20 protein-coding genes and 2 pseudogenes are annotated in these 23,037 nt (G+C 43.7%); 9 read left to right on the top strand and 13 right to left on the bottom strand.

Annotated elements, in window-relative coordinates:
* Together V7D75_RS01875 and cysE are read left to right on the top strand one after the other, a co-directional pair.
* Window positions 1-214, top strand: a pseudogene (locus V7D75_RS01875) (RNA methyltransferase); the annotation flags it as partial.
* A 230-nt stretch (window positions 215-444) separates the two neighbouring features.
* Window positions 445-1,317, top strand: a complete 873-nt coding sequence (cysE, locus tag V7D75_RS01870; protein WP_442968899.1) for a serine O-acetyltransferase — start codon at window positions 445-447, stop codon at window positions 1,315-1,317.
* 248 nt (window positions 1,318-1,565) lie between these two features.
* On the opposite strand, the gene V7D75_RS01865 is transcribed toward cysE, so the two are convergent.
* Window positions 1,566-2,111, bottom strand: a complete 546-nt coding sequence (locus V7D75_RS01865) for a DUF924 family protein (RefSeq protein WP_333613212.1) — start codon at window positions 2,109-2,111, stop codon at window positions 1,566-1,568.
* 161 nt (window positions 2,112-2,272) lie between these two features.
* On the opposite strand from V7D75_RS01865, the gene V7D75_RS01860 reads away from it, so the two are divergent.
* Window positions 2,273-3,007, top strand: coding sequence for a glucose 1-dehydrogenase (locus V7D75_RS01860; protein ID WP_333613175.1), 735 nt, complete (start codon window positions 2,273-2,275; stop codon window positions 3,005-3,007).
* A gap of 142 nt (window positions 3,008-3,149) precedes the next feature.
* Here the strand turns inward: V7D75_RS01860 and V7D75_RS01855 are convergent, their stop codons facing one another.
* The 6 genes from V7D75_RS01855 to pheA all read right to left on the bottom strand — a co-directional run bounded on the left by V7D75_RS01855 (window position 3,150) and on the right by pheA (window position 10,268).
* Complete coding sequence (locus V7D75_RS01855; RefSeq protein WP_333613174.1) at window positions 3,150-3,701, bottom strand: 2-amino-4-hydroxy-6-hydroxymethyldihydropteridine diphosphokinase; 552 nt, start codon at window positions 3,699-3,701, stop codon at window positions 3,150-3,152.
* Window positions 3,702-3,705: 4 nt separating this feature from the next.
* The gene (folB, locus tag V7D75_RS01850; protein ID WP_333613173.1) at window positions 3,706-4,110 is read right to left on the bottom strand and encodes a dihydroneopterin aldolase; all 405 of its coding nucleotides are present in this window, start codon (window positions 4,108-4,110) and stop codon (window positions 3,706-3,708) included.
* 41 nt (window positions 4,111-4,151) lie between these two features.
* Window positions 4,152-5,105, bottom strand: a complete 954-nt coding sequence (rarD, locus tag V7D75_RS01845) for an EamA family transporter RarD (RefSeq protein WP_333613172.1) — start codon at window positions 5,103-5,105, stop codon at window positions 4,152-4,154.
* Between the two features lie 284 nt (window positions 5,106-5,389).
* Window positions 5,390-7,708 carry a bifunctional prephenate dehydrogenase/3-phosphoshikimate 1-carboxyvinyltransferase gene (locus V7D75_RS01840; RefSeq protein WP_333613211.1) on the bottom strand — a complete coding sequence of 773 codons (2,319 nt, stop codon included), beginning with the start codon at window positions 7,706-7,708 and terminating at the stop codon, window positions 5,390-5,392.
* 164 nt (window positions 7,709-7,872) lie between these two features.
* Window positions 7,873-9,015, bottom strand: coding sequence for a histidinol-phosphate transaminase (hisC, locus tag V7D75_RS01835; protein WP_296195138.1), 1,143 nt, complete (start codon window positions 9,013-9,015; stop codon window positions 7,873-7,875).
* A gap of 71 nt (window positions 9,016-9,086) precedes the next feature.
* Window positions 9,087-10,268 (bottom strand): prephenate dehydratase, encoded by a 1,182-nt coding sequence (gene pheA / locus V7D75_RS01830; protein WP_333613171.1) that lies wholly within the window; start codon window positions 10,266-10,268, stop codon window positions 9,087-9,089.
* Between the two features lie 414 nt (window positions 10,269-10,682).
* On the opposite strand from pheA, the gene V7D75_RS01825 reads away from it, so the two are divergent.
* On the top strand, window positions 10,683-11,624 hold the full coding sequence (locus V7D75_RS01825) for a transaldolase (protein ID WP_333613170.1): 942 nt from the start codon (window positions 10,683-10,685) through the stop codon (window positions 11,622-11,624).
* A 154-nt stretch (window positions 11,625-11,778) separates the two neighbouring features.
* Window positions 11,779-12,276, top strand: a complete 498-nt coding sequence (locus V7D75_RS01820; protein WP_333613169.1) for a hypothetical protein — start codon at window positions 11,779-11,781, stop codon at window positions 12,274-12,276.
* 76 nt (window positions 12,277-12,352) lie between these two features.
* Here V7D75_RS01820 and V7D75_RS01815 read toward each other — a convergent pair whose 3' ends face one another.
* Complete coding sequence (locus tag V7D75_RS01815) at window positions 12,353-12,928, bottom strand: adenine phosphoribosyltransferase (RefSeq protein ID WP_333613168.1); 576 nt, start codon at window positions 12,926-12,928, stop codon at window positions 12,353-12,355.
* Window positions 12,929-13,297: 369 nt separating this feature from the next.
* On the opposite strand from V7D75_RS01815, the gene V7D75_RS01810 reads away from it, so the two are divergent.
* Together V7D75_RS01810 and V7D75_RS01805 are read left to right on the top strand one after the other, a co-directional pair.
* Window positions 13,298-13,462, top strand: coding sequence for a rubredoxin (locus tag V7D75_RS01810; protein ID WP_068406924.1), 165 nt, complete (start codon window positions 13,298-13,300; stop codon window positions 13,460-13,462).
* Between the two features lie 274 nt (window positions 13,463-13,736).
* Entirely contained in the window at window positions 13,737-14,630 is an 894-nt protein-coding gene (locus tag V7D75_RS01805) for an alpha/beta fold hydrolase (protein WP_225211688.1), read from the top strand.
* Window positions 14,631-14,757: 127 nt separating this feature from the next.
* Here the strand turns inward: V7D75_RS01805 and V7D75_RS01800 are convergent, their stop codons facing one another.
* Entirely contained in the window at window positions 14,758-15,792 is a 1,035-nt protein-coding gene (locus V7D75_RS01800) for a WG repeat-containing protein (protein ID WP_333613167.1), read from the bottom strand.
* Window positions 15,793-16,288: 496 nt separating this feature from the next.
* Here V7D75_RS01800 and V7D75_RS01795 point away from each other — a divergent pair, with 496 nt between their 5' ends.
* Complete coding sequence (locus V7D75_RS01795; protein WP_333613166.1) at window positions 16,289-17,221, top strand: DMT family transporter; 933 nt, start codon at window positions 16,289-16,291, stop codon at window positions 17,219-17,221.
* An 88-nt stretch (window positions 17,222-17,309) separates the two neighbouring features.
* Here V7D75_RS01795 and V7D75_RS01790 read toward each other — a convergent pair whose 3' ends face one another.
* Window positions 17,310-18,722 carry a solute carrier family 23 protein gene (locus V7D75_RS01790; RefSeq protein ID WP_333613165.1) on the bottom strand — a complete coding sequence of 471 codons (1,413 nt, stop codon included), beginning with the start codon at window positions 18,720-18,722 and terminating at the stop codon, window positions 17,310-17,312.
* 497 nt (window positions 18,723-19,219) lie between these two features.
* Between V7D75_RS01790 and V7D75_RS01785 the strand changes: the two genes are divergently transcribed.
* On the top strand, window positions 19,220-20,653 hold the full coding sequence (locus tag V7D75_RS01785; RefSeq protein WP_333613164.1) for an L-serine ammonia-lyase: 1,434 nt from the start codon (window positions 19,220-19,222) through the stop codon (window positions 20,651-20,653).
* A gap of 83 nt (window positions 20,654-20,736) precedes the next feature.
* Here the strand turns inward: V7D75_RS01785 and V7D75_RS01780 are convergent, their stop codons facing one another.
* The 3 genes and pseudogenes from V7D75_RS01780 to V7D75_RS01770 all read right to left on the bottom strand — a co-directional run.
* A complete protein-coding gene (locus V7D75_RS01780) occupies window positions 20,737-21,135 on the bottom strand; it encodes a DUF4377 domain-containing protein (RefSeq protein WP_333613163.1) in 399 nt (132 codons plus the stop codon).
* A 397-nt stretch (window positions 21,136-21,532) separates the two neighbouring features.
* Entirely contained in the window at window positions 21,533-22,756 is a 1,224-nt protein-coding gene (argJ, locus tag V7D75_RS01775; RefSeq protein ID WP_333613162.1) for a bifunctional glutamate N-acetyltransferase/amino-acid acetyltransferase ArgJ, read from the bottom strand.
* A gap of 137 nt (window positions 22,757-22,893) precedes the next feature.
* Window positions 22,894-23,037: pseudogene (locus V7D75_RS01770) on the bottom strand (exodeoxyribonuclease III); the annotation flags it as partial.

Genomic DNA, 23,037 nt, shown 5'->3' with positions numbered 1-23,037 from the left:
ACGTCAACAATGGGATGAACCGGCCATCACCCAGCAGCAACTACAACAGCTCGTGCAGCGTACCACCGATTTGATGGTTCAACGCGGCTTAGCAGACAGTGAACATTTAAAATCCTTGCCAGCGCGACTGTCGCGACTTGGCTCACGCGTGCAGCTGGATCAAAAAGAGTATCAGCTATTAAGCGCACTGATTGCTAAGCTTAGCAAACATTAGAAAAATGGTTTTATCATTACGTTTTTAGCGCCATTTAGCATTTATTTGCGGGACTTGTCTTTGAACAGATAGAAGCCTGAGCCACACAGATAAGACAACACTATATTTTACAACTCAAAGCTGTTATAACTTTAAAAGATGTCATTGTGATTTTTCTGACACTATTTTTCTGACAATCGATAGGACGCTTTATGTCATTGCCAACCTCCTTGTTCAAATCGCTTGCCCGTATCAAAAAAGACCTACAAGAAGATGTCGAAGCGGTATTTAATCGCGACCCTGCTGCGCGTAATAGCCTAGAAGTCATCTTGACCTACCCTGGCATTCACGCCCTGATTTTGCATCGCGGCGCGCATTGTCTTTGGCAAAATGAGCAAAAACTGGCGGCGCGCGCCGTCTCTTATGGCTCGCGTATCATTACTGGCATTGAGATTCATCCTGCCGCTAAAATCGGCAAGCGTTTTTTTATTGACCATGGCGTCGGCGTAGTGATTGGCGAAACGGCTGAGATTGGCAACGACGTTACCCTTTATCACGGCGTTACCCTTGGCGGCGTTTCATGGAATAATGGCAAACGTCATCCTACTTTAGAGGACGGAGTCATTGTCGGTGCTGGTGCCAAAGTATTAGGGCCATTTACGGTAGGTAAAGGCGCTAAAATCGGCTCAAATGCGGTGGTGGTCAAACCTGTACCCGCAGGTGCAACAATGGTTGGTAGCGCCGCGCGTATGATTTCAGACCATCATGACGAAAAAGGCAATCCTATTACAACCAAAGTACAAGACCCCAAACAACAAGAAAAAGCCGCGCAAGCAGGTGCAACTGCTGACCAGCAAGAAACAGACCCTACTTCTAACACTGCACGAGCGACGGCGTTTCAGGCTTATGGGATTGACCCTTCTTCACAAGACCCAGTGGCTGAAGCCTTTGCTAAAATGCTCGAACATATCCAGCAATCAGAAAATCGACTCGATCAACTACAAGCGGCCATGTGCAAGATAGACCCAAACTTTTGCAAAAAAGAATACGATAAACTGTGCTTAGAAGACTTAGATGTCATCGGTCGTGCTGATATGGATGCAGCTGGCACTGAGCAGAAATAAATTGCTCGCTAGCTTGGAGATTAAATAAAAAGAGACCAATTCAATTGGTCTCTTTTTATTTTAACCAATAGAGAAATAGCGCTGTATCGACTAACTATCGTCAAAATATTCTAAAAACGCGACGGTATGGCTGATAGCAATTTTTTGTAGCCTCTGTCTGCGCAGGCACAGCAAGCAAGAAAAATGGATATCAGCAGTGCGTGATGTCTCTATATTACTTTTTACTCACTATAGTTAACAAACAACATTTATAAAAATGACGAGTCAGGCTGGGTCAAAAACTCTATTTCCTCGCTACTTGACACCCGTCCTAAAATGTCATTACGATGCGGATAACGGCCAAATCGATCGATAATTACTTTGTGTTTGAGCTCAGCATCTATGGTGTCTGCGTTGGTATAGTGCTTAAATAACTTTTCTGCTTGCTGATGAATCAGTTTTGACTCGCTGTGCATATAAGGCATTAATAAAAACTTACGTTCATCGATCGTTTCAAGCGCCTCTAATGCTCCGGCAGCTACCGCCTCTTGCGCAAGTACAAGGCACATTGCATCTTGGGCAAAAGCCGCTGGCGTATCACGGTAAATATTGCGCGAAAACTGGTCTAATATAATAATTTCTGCTAAGCGCCCTTGTATGTTGCTACGCCACGTATAAAACTCTGCCGCCGCTGCTTGCTCAAGAAAATCGCTGTAGCGCTCTATTAATAACTTATCAAAATCCTCATTTTTTTCAAAAAACTTCTCACTACCCGCCTCATTAAAACAAAAATCCAATATATCGTTGTACATTATTTCCTCACTACATTATTTATAAAAAATCAGCCACAAGCATATTTAAAGCTATCATTTCAAAACATACAGCATTGACTCTTGGTTTCATAACAACTAAGGAGTATTTAGTGATTCTGTCCTATACTCTCTCATTATCCATAACTAAAAAAACAGGAAAACTCATGGCTCGTTTACAAGATAAAGTTATCATTATCACTGGTGCCGCCCAAGGCATGGGCGAAACTCATGCGCGTTTATGTATGGCAGAAGGTGCCAAAGTGGTCTTGACCGATATTAATGCTGATAAAGGCGATGCCTTGGCTAAAGAGCTTGGCGCTGATGCGCTATTTATTAAGCATGATGTTACTAGCGAGCAAGATTGGAAGCAAGTCGTTGAACAGACCGAAGCGCATTTTGGACGTATTGACGTTTTGGTCAACAATGCAGGTATCACTACGCACAAATCCATTTTAGATACCTCGGTAGAAGAGTATCGTAAGATTCTAGAGATTAACCAAGTGTCGGTATTTTTAGGCATGAAAGCGGTTATTCCAACCATGAAAGCCGCTAAGCAAGGCTCTATCATCAATATCTCATCGATTAACGGTTTGGTTGGCGGCGCTATCGGCTATACCGATTCTAAATTTGCGGTACGCGGTATGACCAAATCCGCAGCATTAGAATGTGCCCCTTATGGCATACGCGTGAACTCCATTCACCCGGGCGTCATCGCTACCCCGATGATTATGCAAGGCGATACCAAAGATGCAGTTGAAGCTTTTGCCAAAACCATTCCGATGCGACGTGTGGCACAGCCCGAAGAAGTCAGCGGCATGGTGCTATTTTTAGCATCAGATGAATCAAGCTACTCAACAGGTTCAGAATTTGTTATTGATGGTGGTTTGACGGCGCAGTAAGGATTTTTGCGCTAAACCATGTGAATTAGGTAAAAGCTGGGTAGTACCCGGCTTTTATTTTGAGATACTTGAAGGAAAACACTAAGGATTTAATAGCTTTGACTTATTCTTAATAACAGCTCAGCCACTGCATTTAACCTCTTTAAAGCCCACTCAAAATCAACTCTTCAACCCCTGCTCTTTCATGGGCCTTAAATGGATAACGATCTGCCATGATTACCCATTGATAAGAGTTTTTAGTTATTTTTTTAGGCTCTAAACTATTGCTTAGGCTATTTTCTTTATCGTCTAATTTTATTAATAAAATATCAATATCCATAGTGACTATTTTTATAGGATTTTTTATTGATTCAGAGCAACGCTGTCTACCGCAATCACTCTCAATTTTTTTAAAAGTCTGCTGCAACTGCTGCAGGGTCATGGCAGAAGTAAGGGTTAAATAAACACACTGATTGGTATAGTCAGGTTTTGGTAGCTCAGGTGTCGCGGTAAAATCAGGATTTTGAAATGCCGTTGATAGCTGTATTTCACCTAAAGCCGTAAGCTGTTCTCGAGCGCGTGGTAAGTATTTCTCAGCTTGATAATTACTACCGAGGGCGAGCAGCACTGCCGATATAGAATGCGTTTGCAGCTGTTCAGACGCGCACTGTTTTAAGTCTTCAAGATTCAAATCAGCCAATGCTCTATGTGTCATCAGATTAACTATCTTGGTTTACATTGAATTCGGCTATTGAGCCTTTGGCATAACGAGTGATCTGCACCCCAACCGCATCCGCTTGTTGAATAGCAGTTGGCTTGGCAACGCTGAGCGTTATTTTATGACAGTTATATTTTGCCAGTAGCTTATCAGCGATTTGACCAGCCAAATGCTCAAGCAACTTTGCTTTAATCGCTTGGCACCATTCGCTCACATCATCGCAGACCGCTTTGTAATTGAGCGCATCATTAACCTCGTCTGACACAGCCGCTTTATTAATATCCGTTTCAAGCGCAATATCAATCAGCAAAGGTTGCGTGATAGCGCGCTCCCATGCATAAACACCAATCACCGCCTCTACTGTTAAGCCTTTGACAAATATCACATCAGATTCGGTATGAAACATGCACTCATCCTTATTTATTATGCTTTTATTTTAAAACAATTTTACGATAACGCCTCGTCGCGCAGGCGCGCAGCTTTTAACGCTTTACTCGGGCGATGGCGCCACAAGTCAATGCTGAATAATAATAACCCAAGCCAAATCAAACCAAATACCGCCAGCCGATGTAAATCAAAAGGCTCGTTATAATAAAATACCGCTAAGAAGAAAATAAAGGTCGGGGTCAGATAATTCATAAAGCTTAGAATACTAAAAGCGACCATCTTAGTCGATTTATTAAATAGTAACAAAGGTATCAGCGTGATTGGACCTGCCAGCATCAGTAGCCAAATGTTTGAGGTAAACCAAAAACTTAACTGACTACTCACCACGTCCGCTTGCCAAAACCACCATAAACAAATCGGTACTAACATGGTGGTTTCTACAAACATGGCATCGACCGCCGTGAGCGGTGTTTGGCGCTGGATGGTGCCGTAAGTACTAAAACTAAAGGCTAAAATCAGCGATATCCATGGCAAGCTACCAATCATAACGACTTGAATCAGCACGGACAATAGCGCAAAACCAATAGCCACCCATTGCAAGGGGCGCAACCGCTCTTTAAACAAAATCATCGAGAGCGCTACGCCAACCAACGGCCCGATAAAATACCCCAAACTGGCCTCAAGAATGCGGTCGTGGTTAACCGCCCATACATAAGTCAGCCAGTTGGTGGCAATAATCAACCCCGATATAAAAGAAAATGCTATCCATCTTGGGTTTTGCTTTAGCGTATCAATCCACTGCCAGCGCTTGGTCAGCACCAATACGATAAGCAAACAGGCAAAGGTCCATATAATGCGATGGCCGATAATCTCGGTCGCATCATAAGCAGCGAGCTGCTTAAAGTATAACGGAAATGCACCCCAAATAAAGAACGCTGTTAGCGCGGTGGCAATACCGCGTCTGGTGGTTTGAATAGGAGCAACGGGTTTTTTGACAACATTTTGAGTGGTCATAAGACGATACAACTTTTTAGAGCAAAGCGCGCCCTTACCTATTTTTAAACCATTATAAAATGATAAAAGTAAGCGCGCAGGGTTACTACGTAGAGGATAGAAAGTAAAAAGCAATGCGTTGATACCATCTAAGTATCAACACATTGCTCACGACAACAACTATTATTAAATAAATTTTATAACAAGTTTAAAAATTTAGCTTTTGGACTTTAACAGATCCAGAAGATAAAGCTTTAAATTTTAGAAGTTAATAATATTTTGTCAGGTAATTAACAACTTCAATATTAAACCGCCCCATTATCAACCTTGATAGACATACCGATTTGATTGGCAAGCTCAGCAAATCCTGGAAAGCTGGTATTAACGGTTTCAACGCCTTCAATGGTAATCTGCTTCGCTGCACGTAAGCTGGCAACCGCAAAGCTCATGGCAATACGATGGTCATGATGCGAGGTGATATGCCCGCCACCAAAGACAGGCTGGCTATTATTCACTTCATTAACATTACTGCCCTTACCTTCGATGCCTTTGCCTTCAATAATCATGCCATCTTCAGTCACCGTACAATCAATGCCTAGCGTTTGTAGACCGTCTGCCATCACGGCGATACGATCTGACTCTTTCACACGCAACTCTTTTGCACCGGTTAACACCGTACGACCTTGGGCACAGCTGGCAGCGATAAATAATACGGGAAACTCATCAATCGCTAAAGGTACTAAATATTCTGGAATCTCGATACCTTTTAGGCTTGAGCTGCGAATCGTGATATCAGCGACTGGCTCGCCGCCGACATGGGTTTCATTGCTTAGGCTAATATCAGCATTCATCAATTTTAAAATATCAATGATACCCGTACGCGTCGGATTAATACCCACTTGCGTTAGGGTCAGCTCGCTGCCGTGACTGATGGCTGCGGCTACCATAAAGAAAGCCGCTGATGAGATATCAGCAGGCACCGCAATATCACCGCCTGTGAGCGTGCCGCCACCTTTGACGCTGACACGATTGCCATCAACCGTCACAGGATAATCAAAGGCTGAGAGCATACGCTCGGTATGGTCGCGGCTAACTTCAGGTTGAATAACGGTCGTGGTACCTTCTGCCCAAAGTCCAGCCAACAATAAGCAAGACTTAACCTGCGCAGAAGCAACTGGCATATCATATACCATACCTTGCAGCGGCTCACCAACCGTATCACGACCAGTGATGCTCAGCGGCGCGGTACCATTATGACCGGTACTTTGAATGACGGCACCCATTTCACGTAATGGTGCTGCCACACGCTCCATCGGACGCTTGTTTAGACTGGTGTCGCCTGTCAGCACACTATCAAACGACTGCGCTGCTAATATACCGGCAAGGAGGCGCATACTGGTACCTGAGTTACCCATGTATAATGGTGTTTTGCTTGGTTTTAGACCGTTCATACCCACGCCATGAATGGTCAGTCTGCCTTTATCAGGGCCTTCAATGCTCACGCCCATATCACGAAATGCTTGCAAGGTAGCTAGCGCATCCTCTCCTTCCAAAAACCCTGTGACGTTGGTCACACCTGTGGCAAAGCTACCGAGCATGATACTGCGATGCGAGATAGATTTATCACCAGGAATGGTAATGGTGCCAGAGACGGTGTTGCTAGGAGTAATAGTATAAGAAGCTGACATGGCAGAAGTATCCGTATAAGGGGTGCTGGCTAACATATGGCCAAAATGTCGCCGTGCGGCTTGCGCGCGGCCCAAAAGCCCCATGAGGGCGGTCGAATCTTTATCAATGATAAGCTGGCGCATATTCTGTAAATAAACGCCATACTCGTCAAGAGCGCTTATAATCGCGCTTTGGTTGGCAAAAAATATATCGTGCCACATTTTAGGGTCGCTGGCGGCAATGCGGCTAAAGTCGCGAAAACCGCCCGCGGCATAGCGAAACATATCTAAATTATCATCGTGACTTGCCAGCTGCTCAACCAGATTAAACGCCAGCAGATGCGGCAGATGACTGGTATGTGCCAATATTGCGTCATGATGTTCAGCCGCCATCGGCATGACCGTCGCACCAACTGCTTCCCATAACTGACGAAGCTTAGCGACAGCATTATCATTGGTCGTTGGTAGCTCGCAAATAATGACGCTATGATTGACAAATAAATTGGCGCGCCTGGCATGATAGCCTGAATTTTCCGCCCCAGCAATCGGATGCGCAGGGACAAGACCCGTTGGTAGCGAGCTAAAGACCGCTTTGGCAGCATCAATAATATTAACCTTGGTACTACAGACATCAGTAATAATACAGTCAGTGGCAAGTTGACCATTATCCATTGCTGTTTTAATATCGACAAATACTGACTGCACCGCTTGTACTGGCACGGCGATGATAATTAGGTCAGTACCAGCTATTACTTCACTTAAGACGTCACTACCCGCGTCTAGCAAACCATGTAGCATGGCTTCATTAATGCTTGGCGCGTGTCTATCAACCGCCACCAAGCGCGCGCTTAACCCATGGTCTTTGATGGCTTGGGCAAGGCTCGCACCAATCAGCCCGAGACCGATAACACAGACTTGCTTAAATAACGGCGGCTGAGCATGGATAGAAGATTGCATATGATTGTTTTGATTACTTATCTTTTGATTGCTAGGGTTGTTTTGCTGGCGACTCACGGCGTTTCTCTTTCAACAAACCAGCATCAGTAGGCATAAAGCATGCTGATATTGGCGTCGTAAAATTGATTTATTTTTTGATTAAAATACGGATAAATACTCTTTTATTAATCTTCAGTCAATATTGAGCGCAAGGTATCAATGAGACGCATATTATCTTCTGCAACCCCTACCGTAATACGCAGCCAATTGGGCAAACCATAACCTTCTAATGGGCGTACTATCACGCCCTGCTCCAGCAATGCTTGATAAATGGCAGCCGCGGTTATGTCTTCCATCTCAACTTCTATTTCCACCATGATAAAGTTGGCATGCGACTTGATAAACCCTAACCCTAAGGCATCAAATTGCTTTTCTAACCAGCGCATTTGCTCTTGATTATTGAGTCTTGATTTTTCAATAAAACCTTGGTCAGCAAGCGCAGCATTGGCAGCAGCTAAAGCGACTCTACTAACGTTAAACGGCTGACGAATGCGATTGAGTAAATCGGCGACGGCGACTGAGCTTAGCGCATAACCAACACGCAAACCCGCCAGCCCATAGGCTTTTGAAAAGGTACGTACAATAACCACATTCTCAAATTCATCGAGCAGCGCTCTATTATTACTCTCAGGACTATATTCGATATAAGCTTCATCTAATACCACCAACACTGAGTTTGGCACACTAGCAACAAACGTACGTAACTCTTGCTGCGTAAGCTGCGTGCCTGTTGGGTTGTTAGGATTGGCGATAAAGACTATTTTGCTATTAGGGTTGTCCGCTACCGCCTGACTCATTGCTTTTAAATCATGACCAAAACGATTGGCTGGCACCTCTACACCGGTTGCTCCTTGCATTTTGGCCAGCATTGGATAAACGATAAAAGCATACTGACTATAAATAATTGCATCATCCATACCAGCAAAACTACGCGCTAAGATATCAAGCAAGTCATCAGAGCCGTTACCTAGAGTAATCTGGTCGACACCAACATCGTTAAAGTCAGCAAGTGCTTGTTTGAGATAATAACCATTGCCATCAGGATAACGTGCCAGCTGACCCAATTGCTCGGTGATCGCAAGTGTGACATGCGGTGAGCAGCCTAGTGGATTTTCATTACTAGCAAGCTTTACCACATCTGAGACACCGTACTCGCGTGTCAACTCTTCAACCGGCTTTCCCGTCTGATAAGGCATTAGCTCTAAAATACTGTCATAGGCAGGCGCTAGCGGTGATAAATTTGACTCTGTCGACTGAGATGACTGCATGATTTATCCTTGATGTGATAAGGCATTTACTGTTGATGAATCCCTGCTAGAACCATTCTATTAAGCCAACTTTATAGCACGGCTTTTGGGTAAGAACCGAGGATACGCAAATCTTTGACCAATGGGCGGATATCAGCAATCGCTGCACTCACATTTGCATCTTCGATGTGGCCATCCATATCGATAAAGAACACATAAGCCCATTTATTTGGACGTTCAGGACGGGTTTCGATACTGGTCATCGACACGCCATGATAAGACAAGGGCTTTAATATTTCGATTAATGCGCCTGCTTTATCATGCGCTGAAACCATGATTGAAGTTTTATCTTGACCCGATGGCGCAATCGCTTCGTGACCGATAATGAGAAAACGCGTGGTATTGCTAGGATTGTCTTCGATGTTTGAATACAGCTTATGTAAATCGTACTCTGCAGCAGCCACATCACCGGCAATTGCCGCTGAATGCCATTCGTTTTTGAGACGGCGAGCTGCTTCACCATTGCTCGATACCGCCACACGCTCAACATTTGGGAAATTAACATCAAGCCAATGACGACACTGCGCCAAGGATTGCTGATGCGAGTAGATACGGCTTAGGCCATCGAGTTTGGTATGCTCAGCAACCAAAAAGTTCTGATGAATAGGCAGCTCAACTTCACCGATTATCTTTAAGCTAGAAGATAAAAAGCCATCTAACGTATGGTTGACCACGCCCTCTGATGAGTTTTCAACTGGTACCACGCCATACATCGCTGTGCCCGCTTCCACTTCGCGGAAGACATCAGTGATGGTGTTTAGCGGTACGGTATCAGCGGCTTTACCAAAGTGCTTTAAAGCGGCGGCGTGGGTAAAGGTACCAACAGGGCCCAAAAACGCAATGCGCTGCGGCGCTTCTAAATCCAAGCACACCGACATAATCTCACGGAATAAGCGCGCCATTTTCTCATCGGCAATGGGCCCAGTATTACGTTCCATCACCGCCTTTAACACTTGCGCTTCACGCTCAGGACGATAAAAAATAGGATTGGTTTTTTCGGCATCAGGGCTATTAGCAACGTGGTCTTTTTTTACCGTCGCTACTTGCTGCGCCAATTTGGCACGATTATTAATTAGCGTTTGAATTTCGCAGTCAACTGCATCAATACTTTGGCGCAATGTGTTTAAAAACGCTTTATCAGTTGCAGCCCCATCAACACTTGCAGGGGTTTGGTTTAGATTGTCTATATTTTGCTCTGGTGACTGCTCACTCATTACCGCCCATCCTTTTTCTAAAATTATTGCTAAAGTTTATGACTGTTATCTATTAGCGAGGTAACCTGCTTGTTTTAATAGTAAATGCTGGCTTAGTTTTCATGTTTCGCGCGCGCCAAACAGCTAATCGGCTCTACTATAGCAAAAACTATCGACAGTGCCCATTCGTAAATACGCGCAAATAAGCAATTTGCCATAAATCTTAGCACAGTTATGCATGATAAACGCTATACCCTATGAAACTATCAGGCTACAACCGTCCAAATATATGATACAGTTTAAAGATAGGCATTAAATTCACCATACCGCCATGATAAATCGCTTTATAAATAAACATTATCATGGGCAACTTCTTTAAATAACCAATTTAAATAAGAACATCAAAACGTTAATTGACCATATCAAGGATATCTGATGAGCGCATTACAACAGCTTCGCACCATGACCACTATTGTCGCTGATACGGGCGACCTTGCCGCCATTGCGCGTCTAAAACCCATCGATGCCACGACCAATCCAAGCCTTATTACCAAAGCGCTGATTCATCCGGATAATGAGGCACTGATGTCAGAAACCATGAGTCGCCATCGCGGTGACGTCGATGCGGTAATTGATGAATTAACTGTTCAAATTGGTTGTAATATTTTGGCATTGATTGAAGGTCGCGTTTCAACCGAAGTCGATGCACGCTTATCTTATGACACTCAAGCCACGATTGATAAAGCCCTCAGCTTTATGGAAGCGTATCAAAAAGCAGGTATCGACTCAGAGCGCGTCTTAATTAAGATGGCCGCAACCTGGCAAGGGATTGAAGCGGCGCGTTACCTTGAAACGCAGGGTATTCATTGTAACTTAACGCTATTATTCGGTCAGCATCAGGCGATTGCTTGTGCCGATGCGGGCGTGACCTTAATCTCCCCTTTTGTTGGGCGTATTTTAGATTGGCAAAAACGTCAGCAGAACCGCCAAAATGTCCCTGCTTCAGATGATATGGGTGTGCAATCGGTCAAGCTCATTTACCAATACTACAAACAACATGGCTATAAAACCCAAGTGATGGGCGCAAGTTTCCGCTCAACTGAGCAAATATTGGCACTGGCTGGCTGTGATCTATTGACCATCGCGCCCAACCTTATAGATGAGCTGGCAGCGATGGAGATTGAAGTGCCGCGTCAACTATCTCCAAGCATGTCAATGGATTTGGCCGACATGGCGAAAGTTAGCTTAACCCATGATGAGTTCAGTGCCGCTTATCAGCAAGATATCGTCACCCAAGACTTATTACCCAAGGGTATCGATGGCTTTATCGGTGCGCGTGATGAACTTGCGCAAATGCTAGCAGATATGCGTGATTAACAACCAAACTTACTATATATCCGAGGCCCCTGCCTGCTAATCACGAGTGCTGAGATTGTCTCAGTATGAACCCCTTGTCATAAAAGTAATTTGCCTGCACCTACTAAGTTGGCTATGATAAGCGACTTTATATAACAACAAGCAAGGCTCGATTATGAAACGGCTAGCAGTGATATTAGCAGGTAGTACGCTTGCAATGAGTGGCTATGCGGCAAACTGGTTAGAGGTCTCAAAAAGCCAAACTGGCTCTGTTTTTAGCTTAGATCTGGACTCTATCGAACGCTCAGACATTCATATTATTGATGAAAAAGAGGTCGAAAACATTACTGTCTCGATTCGTAGAATCTATCCCGCGCCAAAAAGCGTAAAAGAAAATGCAGAGGCTAAAGAAGCTAAAGAAGCTAAAGAGAAATTGAAAGACATTAAAGGAACCAGCACCCATCATAGCGACCAACAATGGCTTATCTCATGTAAGGACGCAAGCTACTATCAGCGAGCTTACGTAAATTATGCTGCTGACGATAAAGTGTTAAAATCTTGGCAATCCGATAAACCGATACTGACAACCAAAGACTTTAAGCTGACCAAACCAAAAACGATTAGCCGCTTGCTCGTCGAACAGGCGTGTAAAAGTTATCAGCAAGCTAAATAGCGTAAAGTAAAACGAGTTAAGACAAATTAAATACAGTCAAAAAAGCGCGCTTTTTATTATGCTAAAAACCATTTGTCTAAGCTTTTAAAACCGTATAAACAGGCACGGGGAAATCGCCGTGTAAAGCAACTAAATCTAACAATACCAAGGCGCCAACTACCGTATGCTGCGCCGACTTGCATAGCTCATAAGCAGTCATCAGCGTGCCGCCAGTAGCCAAGATATCGTCAACCAACAATACCCGCTCCGGCGGCAAATTATTTTGCATCTCAAGCGTGTCTTTGCCGTATTCTAATGCATAGGCTTTGTTAGCAACCGGCGGCGGTAATTTACCGGGTTTACGTAGCAAAATCATACCTTTACCCAAACGTCCCGCCAGCAAACTGGCAAATACAAAACCACGTGCCTCCACCGCACCCAAACAATCCACCTCATCAATCAAACCGGTAGGCAAAGCCACTAGCATCTCGTCAATCACCGCATTGATATGACTACGTAGTAACGGCGTAATATCATAAAAATCAATGCCAACTTTTGGGAAGTCTGGTACTGTGCGAATGATTTGCCAAAATGGATGGTCAGTATTGAGCGTAGTAGATGAATCGTTTGTGGTATTAACTTTAGCTGATGTAACGGCGGCATTCGCGCTCATAGTAACCCTTAACTTTTAAGACTTAAATAATGATATGACAGTGATAAACAAGATATCAATCGCTAAAAATAGCGGCGAGAATTATAGCATAATCAGCTTTTTAGTGGCGGCAAAATTGGCAAGCACAGCACCGCTAAAACCCTTAAAATGACGCCTAAGAACTTGATAAAAGCTGGTGAATCTCAATATACAAGTGTAAACTTAACTATGAAAATAACCGCTATATGCTAAACTACGTGCGTTTTTATACGCTAAATGCTGGCTAGAATGCTTAATAAATGCTTTAAAAACACCTATTAACATAGTTAGTAGAACTGGTAATAGAAACATTAGTAATCGTAATACTGGAAATAATTGATAGGACTATTTATGAAACGTTATGAATGTATTGTCTGCGGTTGGATATACGACGAAGAGCTTGGCTGCCCTGAAGAAGGCATCGCGCCTGGCACCAAATGGGAAGACATTCCAGACGACTGGACGTGCCCAGAATGCGGCGTTGGCAAGCTTGATTTTGAGATGCTCGAATTTTAAGCCAACGACCATCTAAATAGGATACTTCATGACAGAATCAAACCCTACCAATCACACAAACGCGTCTGTAAATTCAGAAGAAACCGACAATGCTTTAGTGATTAATGACAAAATGACGAATGATGCAACGCTTAGCTCTTTACCATCTAGCTCTTCAACGCTTAGCGCTGCGACAATTGATTCTCCAGCAATCAGTTACCCAACGCCTGAATGGCAAAAGTTTGGCGACCATGCTTGGTATCCGTCTGATTTGAGCGAACATCTTTATCAAGCAATGATAGATATTGGTGATGGCATTGAGCTGTGCGTTGAAGCCGGTGGTGATCCCAAGAATCCGCCATTGCTTATGATTATGGGACTGGGCTCACAAATGATCTTCTGGCCCGACAATTTTATCAAACGCTTTATCGATGCTGGGTTTTTTGTGATTCGTTTTGACAATCGTGATATCGGCTTGTCATCTAAAGTACAGATTGATGGCTTGCCGCGTATCAGTCAATTGAAAATGATGATGCGTCTGCAAACGGGGCTGTCGAATAAAGGCGCACCGGTTGCTTATAATTTGACCGACATGGCAGAAGATACGGCACGTTTAATCAAAGCCTTAAAACTTGGTAAAACGCATCTGCTTGGCGCTTCTATGGGCGGTATGATCGCTCAAATCGTCGCCGCGCGTTATCCAAGTTTGGTGCAGCGTATGGCGTTGATGTTTACCACTACCAATCGAGCGTTTTTAAAACCGCCGAAACCTAAGCAGTTATATACCCTTATCAATCGTCCTGAGAGCCACTCTGAGCGCGATATCGTGCGTCATAGCGTCTGGTTTATGAAAACCGTTGGTACGCCAGGACACGTCAATGTGCGCATGGTACGTGACATTGCTAAGATACGTTATCAGCGTAATTTCCATCCACTTGGTACGGTACAACAGCTCAATGCTATCTTAGCTTCTGGCTCGATTAGCAAATATAGCAAACAAGTTAAAGCACCGACGATTGTGCTGCATGGTAGCGCTGATGGCCTATTACCCGCTTCACAAGGACGGGTGGTTGCAAAGACCATACCCAATGCAACCTTTCATTTAATCGAAGGCATGGCGCATGATATTCCCGAATACTATCAGCCTTATATGGTCGATTTGATTAGTAAGCACTTGCTAGAAAAATGACCGTTTAAGTTTAAGGTAAGTCCACCTCAAGCAAAAAAGAGTGTCAGAGCGATGAATAATCTATCGCTCTGACACTCTTTTTTTGCCGGCACATTTAAGCGTAATATTAAATGATAAGTCTTAAGTATCAATCACAAGCAATGCTGTCACCCTCTTTATCAATACACATTTTATTGCCGTTTTCTAGATTGCCAATCCAAGCTTTGCCATTTGTAAATACAAATGCAGGCTGGTCTTTATAATAATCGCTCACACTCGCAGCGCTATTGTCAAAGCGAAAAGGAATCACCAACTCCCCACCTAAATTAACAAAGCCCCATTCATTGTCTATACGCACGCCTGCCAAGCCTTCAGAAAATGGCCGCACTTCATCGAAAGAATAGGTAATCATAGATACATTATTGTCGTCAACAAAACCCCATTTGCCGTCTTGTTGCCACGGCTGCAAGGTGGTAAAACCACGGGGCGGTTCTAGCTTCTGCCCAGTTTCATTGCTGCTTACAGATGTACCTTTCGAATTTTGACTAGCAGCCTTGCTATTTGGGTCAGAGGTGAGCTTACCGTCTTTATCCAACCAGCTGATAGCTTGATTTTTACGTACGCGCGTCATACCGCTACGATAATTGTCGATATCACTAATCGCTGCAGCAAATGGTATGACTGTCTTGTTGGCAGTATCTACAACCCCATAATGACCGCTTTGCTTGACCACAATGCGACCTTCAGAGACAGGACGCGCCCAACTTTGTCCTTCTTTGAGCATATCGTATATCGCAGGAATAACCTCGCGACCTTGCATATTGACATAGCCTACCCGACCATTACGCAATACTGGTAATAAGCCGCCCGATATTTTATCGGCATCTACTTTTTGATAGCGGGTTAAATCAAGCACACTTTTGCCTTGCTTATCAATCAAGGCAACTGGTGCACCGAAATCTTTTATGGCTAAAAAATAGCCACTACTAGAGGTACAAGAGACATTTTTATAATAGCTTTTGGGTATTTTACAGCTGGCGGCTTGTGCATTTAACGTCATAAAAAACGTAGCAGCTATGCTGCTCATGACAAACAGACGCGCAATGAAACTTGCACGCGGCAATTGTGGCGGCAGTGTCAATAAGAAATCTATTTTTCGTTTTGATATAGAACGTTGCAGCATAAGCAAACCTAGGCTAAAAGTAATAGAAGCACTGTGAATATATTGGGAGTGCATTATAAAAACGATATAGCGGAACTGTCATAGACTTTTTGAAGCCTCTGTCGGCGCAGACACAGCAAGCGAGGAAAATTTATGACAGTTTCGCGTAAAAACATCATGTCTCTACTTTATATAAAATTCACTATATCAAGTTAAGTATTTGAAGAGTATCGTTATTTTAAAACATGACTCACTTCACAATAAAAATGAATGATAGAGTAACAAATGGTAGCGTAGTCGCCAATGCTATTGCGGTAAGAAAGTGACCGCTTTATTTATCTATGGAGGGTGATAAGTCATTATAAAATAAATCGTGCCAAAGCATTCCAATTTAAGAGTAAAACACTGACAATATGGTCTGTCTATATAAACCAGCTCTTGATAAACCAGCTCTTGAGCGAACAACATTAAAAAAACGTCTTAAAAAAGCATCATAGTAATGAGATAAGGATATTGCATGGCTATTGCCTCTTCACGCTCTGCCGCTACTGGCTTGGCCATTGGTTGCGTCATTTTTGGTTTGGGTAGTTTGATTGTCGCCCATGTCGACATCGGTGGCTGGGCAATGTCATTTTGGCGACTGGCTATTTCTGGCGTGGTTTTCGCTATATTGGCTAAAATGACAGGACAACGACTTCCGCGCTCAAAGCGGGCTGTTTTTTACGGTTTATTATCAGGCGCGTTTTTAGGACTCGACTTGGCGCTATGGCATGAGAGTATTTATGCCGTTGGCCCCGGCATTTCAACCTTATTAAACAGCTTGCAGATTTTCTTTTTAGCCGCCATTGGCTTTTTATATTTTAATGAGCGGCAGTCTATTTTGCAGCTCATCAGTTTATTTTTAGCCATGCTAGGCGTGGCAATGATAGGTAGCCCTGAGTTTGCGCAAAACACCGCTGCGACTTGGGGGTTTGTCACGGGTATCGTTTCAGGCGCTATGCTTGCCGCGTCGATGACCTTTATCCGTAAAACCCATGATACTGAGCCAACGCCGATATTTATGCTGATGCAGTTGGTGAGTATCGGTGGCGTGATAGCAATGATTTTGCCGATGTTTATCTTTGATATGGGTAATATTTTGCCCAATACTTGGTCTGAGATTGGTTGGATATTGATTTATGGCACGGTGATGCAATGCTTAGCATGGGGACTTATCGCCTACTCCATTCCTAAGCTGTCTTTGGCATTGACAGGGCTGCTCTTATTAACCGAACCCATTGCGGCCTTGGTGATTGATTATAGCTGGCTTGATAAACCGATTAATACGCTGCAATGGAGCGGCGCGCTACTGACGATGTTTGCCATTTATTTAGGGTCATTAAAACCTAAGCCACGCGCACTACGCCGTTATCGTTTTTTTGCCAGATTTTATAAACGAAATTATAAATAAATCGGTAATGAGTAAAAGCCGTAATAAGCAAAAGCCACAATACTTATTGTGGCTTTTTTTACGATGAACAAATCAATCTTTTTGACGGTTAATCTTTTTGTCTATTAAATAAGGCATTAAGGACAATCGCCGCTAAAGTCGCGGTGCCAATACCGCCTAAATCAAAGCCGCCCAGATGCAGGCTAAAATTGCCCGTGCCCATAATAACGGTAACCGCGGCAATGATTAAATTGCTATTTTTGCTAAAGTCAATATGACTGTCTATCCAAATTTTTGCCCCAGCAATGGCAATCAAACCAAAGACTACGATAGAAGCACCGCCCAATAAAGCCGCCGGTATGGTCTGAATAATGGCACCAAACTTTGGCGACAAGCCGAGCAAAATAGCAACCAAACCTGCTATCACAAAAATCGTCGTGCTATAGACTTTGGTCACGGCCATGACACCGATATTTTCTGCATAAGTGGTCACCCCTGTGCCACCAAAGCCTGCCGAAAACGTCGTCGCCAAGCCATCAGCAAAAAATGCTCGGCCCATATAAGGTGTCACGCGAGCTTTAGTCATGCCTTCGACTGCTTTAAAGTGCCCCAAGTTTTCGGCAATTAAGATAAAGGCGACAGGAGCAATCAATATAATCGCACTCATCTCAAAACGCGGCGTATGAATACTTGGCAGACCAAACCATGAAGCGGCCGATACATTGCTAAAATCAATCGGTACGCCATAACCGAGTATGTTGGTCATAACAAAATAAGCAATATAAGACAGGATTAAACCAACCAGCAACAACAGACGGCGTAGCATACCGCGGGTAAATACCGCAACTCCACTGATAAGCAATACCGTCAGCGTCGCCATCCATGCATCAAACTGGTTGGCAGACACCCCTTGAATGGTCACAGGCGCCAAGTTTAGACCAATAATCATCACAATGGCACCGGTGACAATAGGCGGCATCAAACGCTCAATCCAGCCTGTACCCGTCTTCATCACCAACAAACCTATCAAGGCATAAATAATGCCGCATGCCATGATACCGCCCAAGGCAACATTCAGATTGTCATTGAATCCCATGCCTGCATAGGCCGTAATCGCAATCACAGGACCAATAAAGGCAAAACTTGAGCCCAAATAACTGGGCATGCGCCCGCCAGTAATGATAAAAAACATCACCGTACAAATACCGGACATCAAAATGGCTAAATTGGGGTCAAACCCCATTAATAATGGCGCGAGCACGGTCGAGCCAAACATCGCAAACGTATGCTGCACCCCTAATAAAACACTCTTGGCAGGTGGTACGTATTCATTAATACCGACCGGATCGCGATCCAAATTGCCGCTATACGGACGCCACGTTGGAAACCAACGACCATTATCAAAGTCTGGATTGTGCGGATAACTCACCGCAGCTGTATCGATGCCAGCCGCTGCTAATGCATTATGAGGCTCTGAGTGATTGCTCTCCGGTGCTGGAGAGTGAGGTTCAGGTGTTGTCATGCGCTGTCCTATTTGAGCTAAGAGAATACCAATCAGCTAAAAACTGTTAAAAAGCCACTGTAAAAATACAACTGTGAATTGAGTCAAAACGATAATAGTGAGGATGTATTTCCTTACAGTAAATATAAATCGCTACATAAATGGCATTAAAAAACATGCTCGACTGTTTGCGCCATTCTCTACACTATCGTGATGGCTGAATTACAGGATGTTACAGGGATATTGGTTGCGAGCATGATAACGGAGTTCTCTGATAAATAAAAGTTATTATTCACTCGCCTCGTGTCCGCCTATACTGATAGGTATTCATAGATAACGTCGCAAATTTTTAAATGCTTAGCTTTTTTATTTAAGTAAACATCTAAAAAAACGCTCTGTATCGTCATAGTACGGTGTTTATCAGAAAGTTTTTGGACTGCTATCTATTATTTTTTCACCCCAGTACTAAGCCCCTTCTACAACAGACGCTGATGCACTGACAATTTCTTGGTATTTTTATGATTAGTGTTTTCGACTTATTTAAAATTGGTATTGGGCCATCAAGCTCTCATACCGTTGGGCCTATGGTGGCAGCCAACTTATTTTTGACGTCATTTCTTAAACAAAGCGCATTGACAACGATTAAGAATATTGAAATCGAGCTTTATGGTTCTTTGGCTGCTACTGGTAAAGGGCACGCAACCGATACGGCGATATACTTAGGTTTGCTTGGTCATACGCCAAGCACCATTGATACGCGCTTAACGGATCAATACTTGGCGCCTATTTTTGCGGACAAGCAGCTTAATTTGTCTGGCAAACATATTATCGAGTTTGACACCGAGCGTCATGTGTATTGGTATGATGATACGGTCTTGCCTTATCATCCAAATGCTTTGACTATCCGCGCGATATTAGCCGATGGTAACAAATATCAGCAGACGTATTATTCGGTTGGCGGTGGCTTCGTGATTAACGAAGATGACGCCAACAATCCCGATGAGGATCATGCCAGCCCAACGATTGATATCGTTCCCTATCCTTTTAATACTGCCGCAGAATTGCTCGATCAGTGCCATAAGCATGGACTAAATATCAGCGAGTTAGTACTTGCCAACGAATGCCATTACCGCGATCAAGTAGATGTTTTTAGCTATTTAGATACGATTTGGCAAGTGATGCAAGACTGCGTAACCCAAGGTTGTAAAAATAGCGGCATTTTACCCGGCGGCCTTGATGTTAAACGCCGTGCCCACGATTTACACAAACAATTATGCGCTGAAAAAGGCCTACCTATCGCCAAGACTGACAAGCTGGCCGCAATGGATTGGGTCGATTTGTATGCGCTTGCCGTCAATGAAGAAAATGCCAATGGCGGTAAAGTTGTCACCGCACCGACCAATGGTGCGGCGGGCATCATTCCGGCGGTCTTGCACTATTATCGTGATTTTCTGCCCAATTATAACCAAGCTGGCGTGCGTAACTTTTTATTAAATGCCACCGCTATCGGTAGCTTAATTAAACAAAACGCTTCTATTTCGGGTGCTGAAGTTGGCTGCCAAGGGGAAGTTGGTTCAGCCTGTGCGATGGCAGGTTCGGCATTGGCCGAGATAATGGGTGGCTCGCCAGCTCAGTGTTTGAATGCCGCCGAGATTGGTATCGAGCACAACTTAGGTCTGACTTGTGATCCTATTGGCGGCTTGGTCCAAGTTCCTTGTATTGAGCGTAATGCGATGGGCGCCGTCAAAGCCATCAACGCTGCGCGTCTCGCCTGCCGCGGCAATGGCCAGCATTTCGTCTCGCTAGACAAAGCGATTGAAACCATGAAGCAAACAGGCGCTGATATGTCTGATAAATACAAAGAAACCGCACGCGGCGGTCTGGCGATTTATGCTGACAATCGCATTCCTACTGCGACCCGCGGCGTCAGTGTTAATTACAGTCAATGTTGATATAAAATATGTTTTCCTTTTTATGTCACCAAAAAAAAGCCTCTAATGATTAGAGGCTTTTCTATAATAATCTACAACTAAAATTATTCAGCAGTTTTTGAAATCACTTCGTTTAGAATCCAAACAGGTTTCACCACTTTCGTTGCTTCATTCATAACCGCTTCTTGACGTACATCTAAGACATAACGATAGTTTGGCTCATAAGTAAAGCCTTGAATATCACCATTTAGAGGGGTGTAGTTTTTCTGATAAGTCTGACGATATTGTAGGCACTCCGACTCAACCATAGTACCACTCGCGGTTGGCAGCTCACATACCGCTTTAAGTGGCGCTATTTCAATTTTGAAACTTGGAATATTTACCACTTTCACATTCACAGGCTCGCCTTCAACCACCATAGTACGCTCATCATTCATACCCATGGTAGAACAACCTGACAAAACAAAAGTTGTCATCAATGCCGCAATTGCTAATTTTTTCATTATTAAATCCTCAGTTTATTTATTAGTATTAATCATTACCTTTTGAACTCATTTTAATCAATTATCACTATCCAAAAGGTAGCAAGCAGTCATAAAGATACTGTTAATCAGAAAATCAATCTAAGCTCATATAGAATAAAAACGAGCGTTATTGATATAGACTTCCTCAACTATTAATAGTACCGTCTATTGTTTACTGCAATCAGTATAGGTCGCGCAGATGCCTAGCCTCTATAACTGCTTTGTAAAGTAACGTCAGCTTTTGCAACTGCTGTTAATAAACGGTTTACATTAAACCCTATTTAATACAAAAATACTGAGTAAAAAAAACGCTCAAACTATGCATGACAATGCTAGATGCTAGCTTTGAGCGTTTTTATAAAATAATAAATAACTTTTAACTGCGATAATCGGCGTTTATCTTAACGTAATCATAAGACAAATCGCAGGTATAAACCGTATCCTCGGCATCACCGCGGGCCAAATCAATATGAATGGTAATCTCAGACCGGCTCATGACTTCTTTGCCCGCCGCTTCCGTATAACTTGGTGCCACACCGCCATTTTGACAAATCATCACTTCATCTAAGTAGACATCGACTTGCTCGGTATCAAGGTCGTCGACACCCGCGTAACCAACCGCTGCCAAGATACGTCCCCAGTTGGCATCACTGGCAAAAAACGCGGTTTTGACCAGTGGTGAATGTGCAACGGCATACGCCACATCGCAGCATTCTTGCGTGGTTTTGCCGCCCGTGACTTTGACCGTCATAAACTTGGTTGCGCCTTCTCCATCTCGCACAATCAATTGTGCCAAACGTACAAAAACTGATGTCAAAGCCTCAAATATCGGCTGATAATGCGGATGTTCTGGGCTGTCAATCACCTCTGAATTTGCCTTTCCGGTTGCAATTAAGACGCAGCAATCGTTGGTTGATGTATCGCCATCGACAGTAATGCGATTAAAAGATTGCTCATTAATTTTGCTCAGCATTTCTTGCAATAAATCAGCAGCGATATTGGCATCGGTCGCTACATAGCCAAGCATGGTCGCCATATTGGGACGTATCATACCTGAGCCTTTTGACATCCCAGTAACATGATAGCTTCTAGCGTCAACATCGACCTTTTCACTGGCAAGTTTTGGAATTGTATCAGTGGTACGAATACCATTTGCAGCTGCTAACCAATTATCAGTGTCCAAACTGGCTAACGCATTGTCTAAACCTGCGATGATGGCATCGCTATTGAGTGGCTCACCTATCACGCCTGTCGAAAATGGCAACACAGAGCTGACGTCCACGCCAGCTTTGGCAGCTAAGGCGGCACAGATATCAAGCGCGCGGCGTTTACCGTCAGCGCCAGTCCCAGCATTGGCGTTGCCGGTATTGGTGATTAAATAGCGCGGACTGGCTTTGGCAAAGTGTTCTCGTAACACGCGTACTGGCGCCGCACAAAAGGTATTTTTGGTAGTGACAACGGCAGTGTTGGCGCTATCAGCAATCTCTATCACCACCAAATCATCGCGGTCTTTGTAGCGTACGCCTGCCGCGGTAGCGCTTAGTTTAATCCCATCAATAGGATAAATCGTATTAGGTACTGCAACGTTGCCGACAGCCATCATTCAATCCTTATTCATCAATGCTGATGTATCATTGGTTATAAATTATCTTTATAAAATTCTAGTTATTCATTTTTAGTTATTAAAAACGAATGCTAAAAATCTGATGTTAAAAGTCTATGGTTCAAAGCCAGTTATTATACTTTATTTAAATCAAACGCTGCCCAAATTGGCGCATGATCAGACGGTTTTTCCATACCGCGTAGCTCATAGCTGATACCAGCATCGACACAATGGTCGATCAAATCTGCCGTGCATAAAATATGATCGATACGCAGCCC

The sequence above is a fragment of the Psychrobacter sp. genome (assembly GCF_036731945.1).
Taxonomy (GTDB): Bacteria; Pseudomonadota; Gammaproteobacteria; order Pseudomonadales; family Moraxellaceae; genus Psychrobacter.
The sequence above is the reverse complement of the archived record's forward strand: the minus strand, read 5'-3'. Positions and strand labels throughout refer to the sequence as shown.

Bases quoted from the DNA above. Each gene is read 5' to 3' on its own strand.
- V7D75_RS01860 (WP_333613175.1), top strand. From the start codon at position 2,273: ATGGCTCGTTTACAAGATAAAGTTATCATTATCACTGGTGCCGCCCAA.
- V7D75_RS01855 (WP_333613174.1), bottom strand. From the start codon at position 3,701: ATGACACATAGAGCATTGGCTGATTTGAATCTTGAAGACTTAAAACAG.
- folB (WP_333613173.1), bottom strand. From the start codon at position 4,110: ATGTTTCATACCGAATCTGATGTGATATTTGTCAAAGGCTTAACAGTA.
- rarD (WP_333613172.1), bottom strand. From the start codon at position 5,105: ATGACCACTCAAAATGTTGTCAAAAAACCCGTTGCTCCTATTCAAACC.
- V7D75_RS01840 (WP_333613211.1), bottom strand. From the start codon at position 7,708: ATGCAATCTTCTATCCATGCTCAGCCGCCGTTATTTAAGCAAGTCTGT.
- hisC (WP_296195138.1), bottom strand. From the start codon at position 9,015: ATGCAGTCATCTCAGTCGACAGAGTCAAATTTATCACCGCTAGCGCCT.
- pheA (WP_333613171.1), bottom strand. From the start codon at position 10,268: ATGAGTGAGCAGTCACCAGAGCAAAATATAGACAATCTAAACCAAACC.
- V7D75_RS01825 (WP_333613170.1), top strand. From the start codon at position 10,683: ATGAGCGCATTACAACAGCTTCGCACCATGACCACTATTGTCGCTGAT.
- V7D75_RS01820 (WP_333613169.1), top strand. From the start codon at position 11,779: ATGAAACGGCTAGCAGTGATATTAGCAGGTAGTACGCTTGCAATGAGT.
- V7D75_RS01815 (WP_333613168.1), bottom strand. From the start codon at position 12,928: ATGAGCGCGAATGCCGCCGTTACATCAGCTAAAGTTAATACCACAAAC.
- V7D75_RS01810 (WP_068406924.1), top strand. From the start codon at position 13,298: ATGAAACGTTATGAATGTATTGTCTGCGGTTGGATATACGACGAAGAG.
- V7D75_RS01805 (WP_225211688.1), top strand. From the start codon at position 13,737: ATGATAGATATTGGTGATGGCATTGAGCTGTGCGTTGAAGCCGGTGGT.
- V7D75_RS01800 (WP_333613167.1), bottom strand. From the start codon at position 15,792: ATGCTGCAACGTTCTATATCAAAACGAAAAATAGATTTCTTATTGACA.
- V7D75_RS01795 (WP_333613166.1), top strand. From the start codon at position 16,289: ATGGCTATTGCCTCTTCACGCTCTGCCGCTACTGGCTTGGCCATTGGT.
- V7D75_RS01790 (WP_333613165.1), bottom strand. From the start codon at position 18,722: ATGACAACACCTGAACCTCACTCTCCAGCACCGGAGAGCAATCACTCA.
- V7D75_RS01785 (WP_333613164.1), top strand. From the start codon at position 19,220: ATGATTAGTGTTTTCGACTTATTTAAAATTGGTATTGGGCCATCAAGC.
- V7D75_RS01780 (WP_333613163.1), bottom strand. From the start codon at position 21,135: ATGAAAAAATTAGCAATTGCGGCATTGATGACAACTTTTGTTTTGTCA.
- argJ (WP_333613162.1), bottom strand. From the start codon at position 22,756: ATGGCTGTCGGCAACGTTGCAGTACCTAATACGATTTATCCTATTGAT.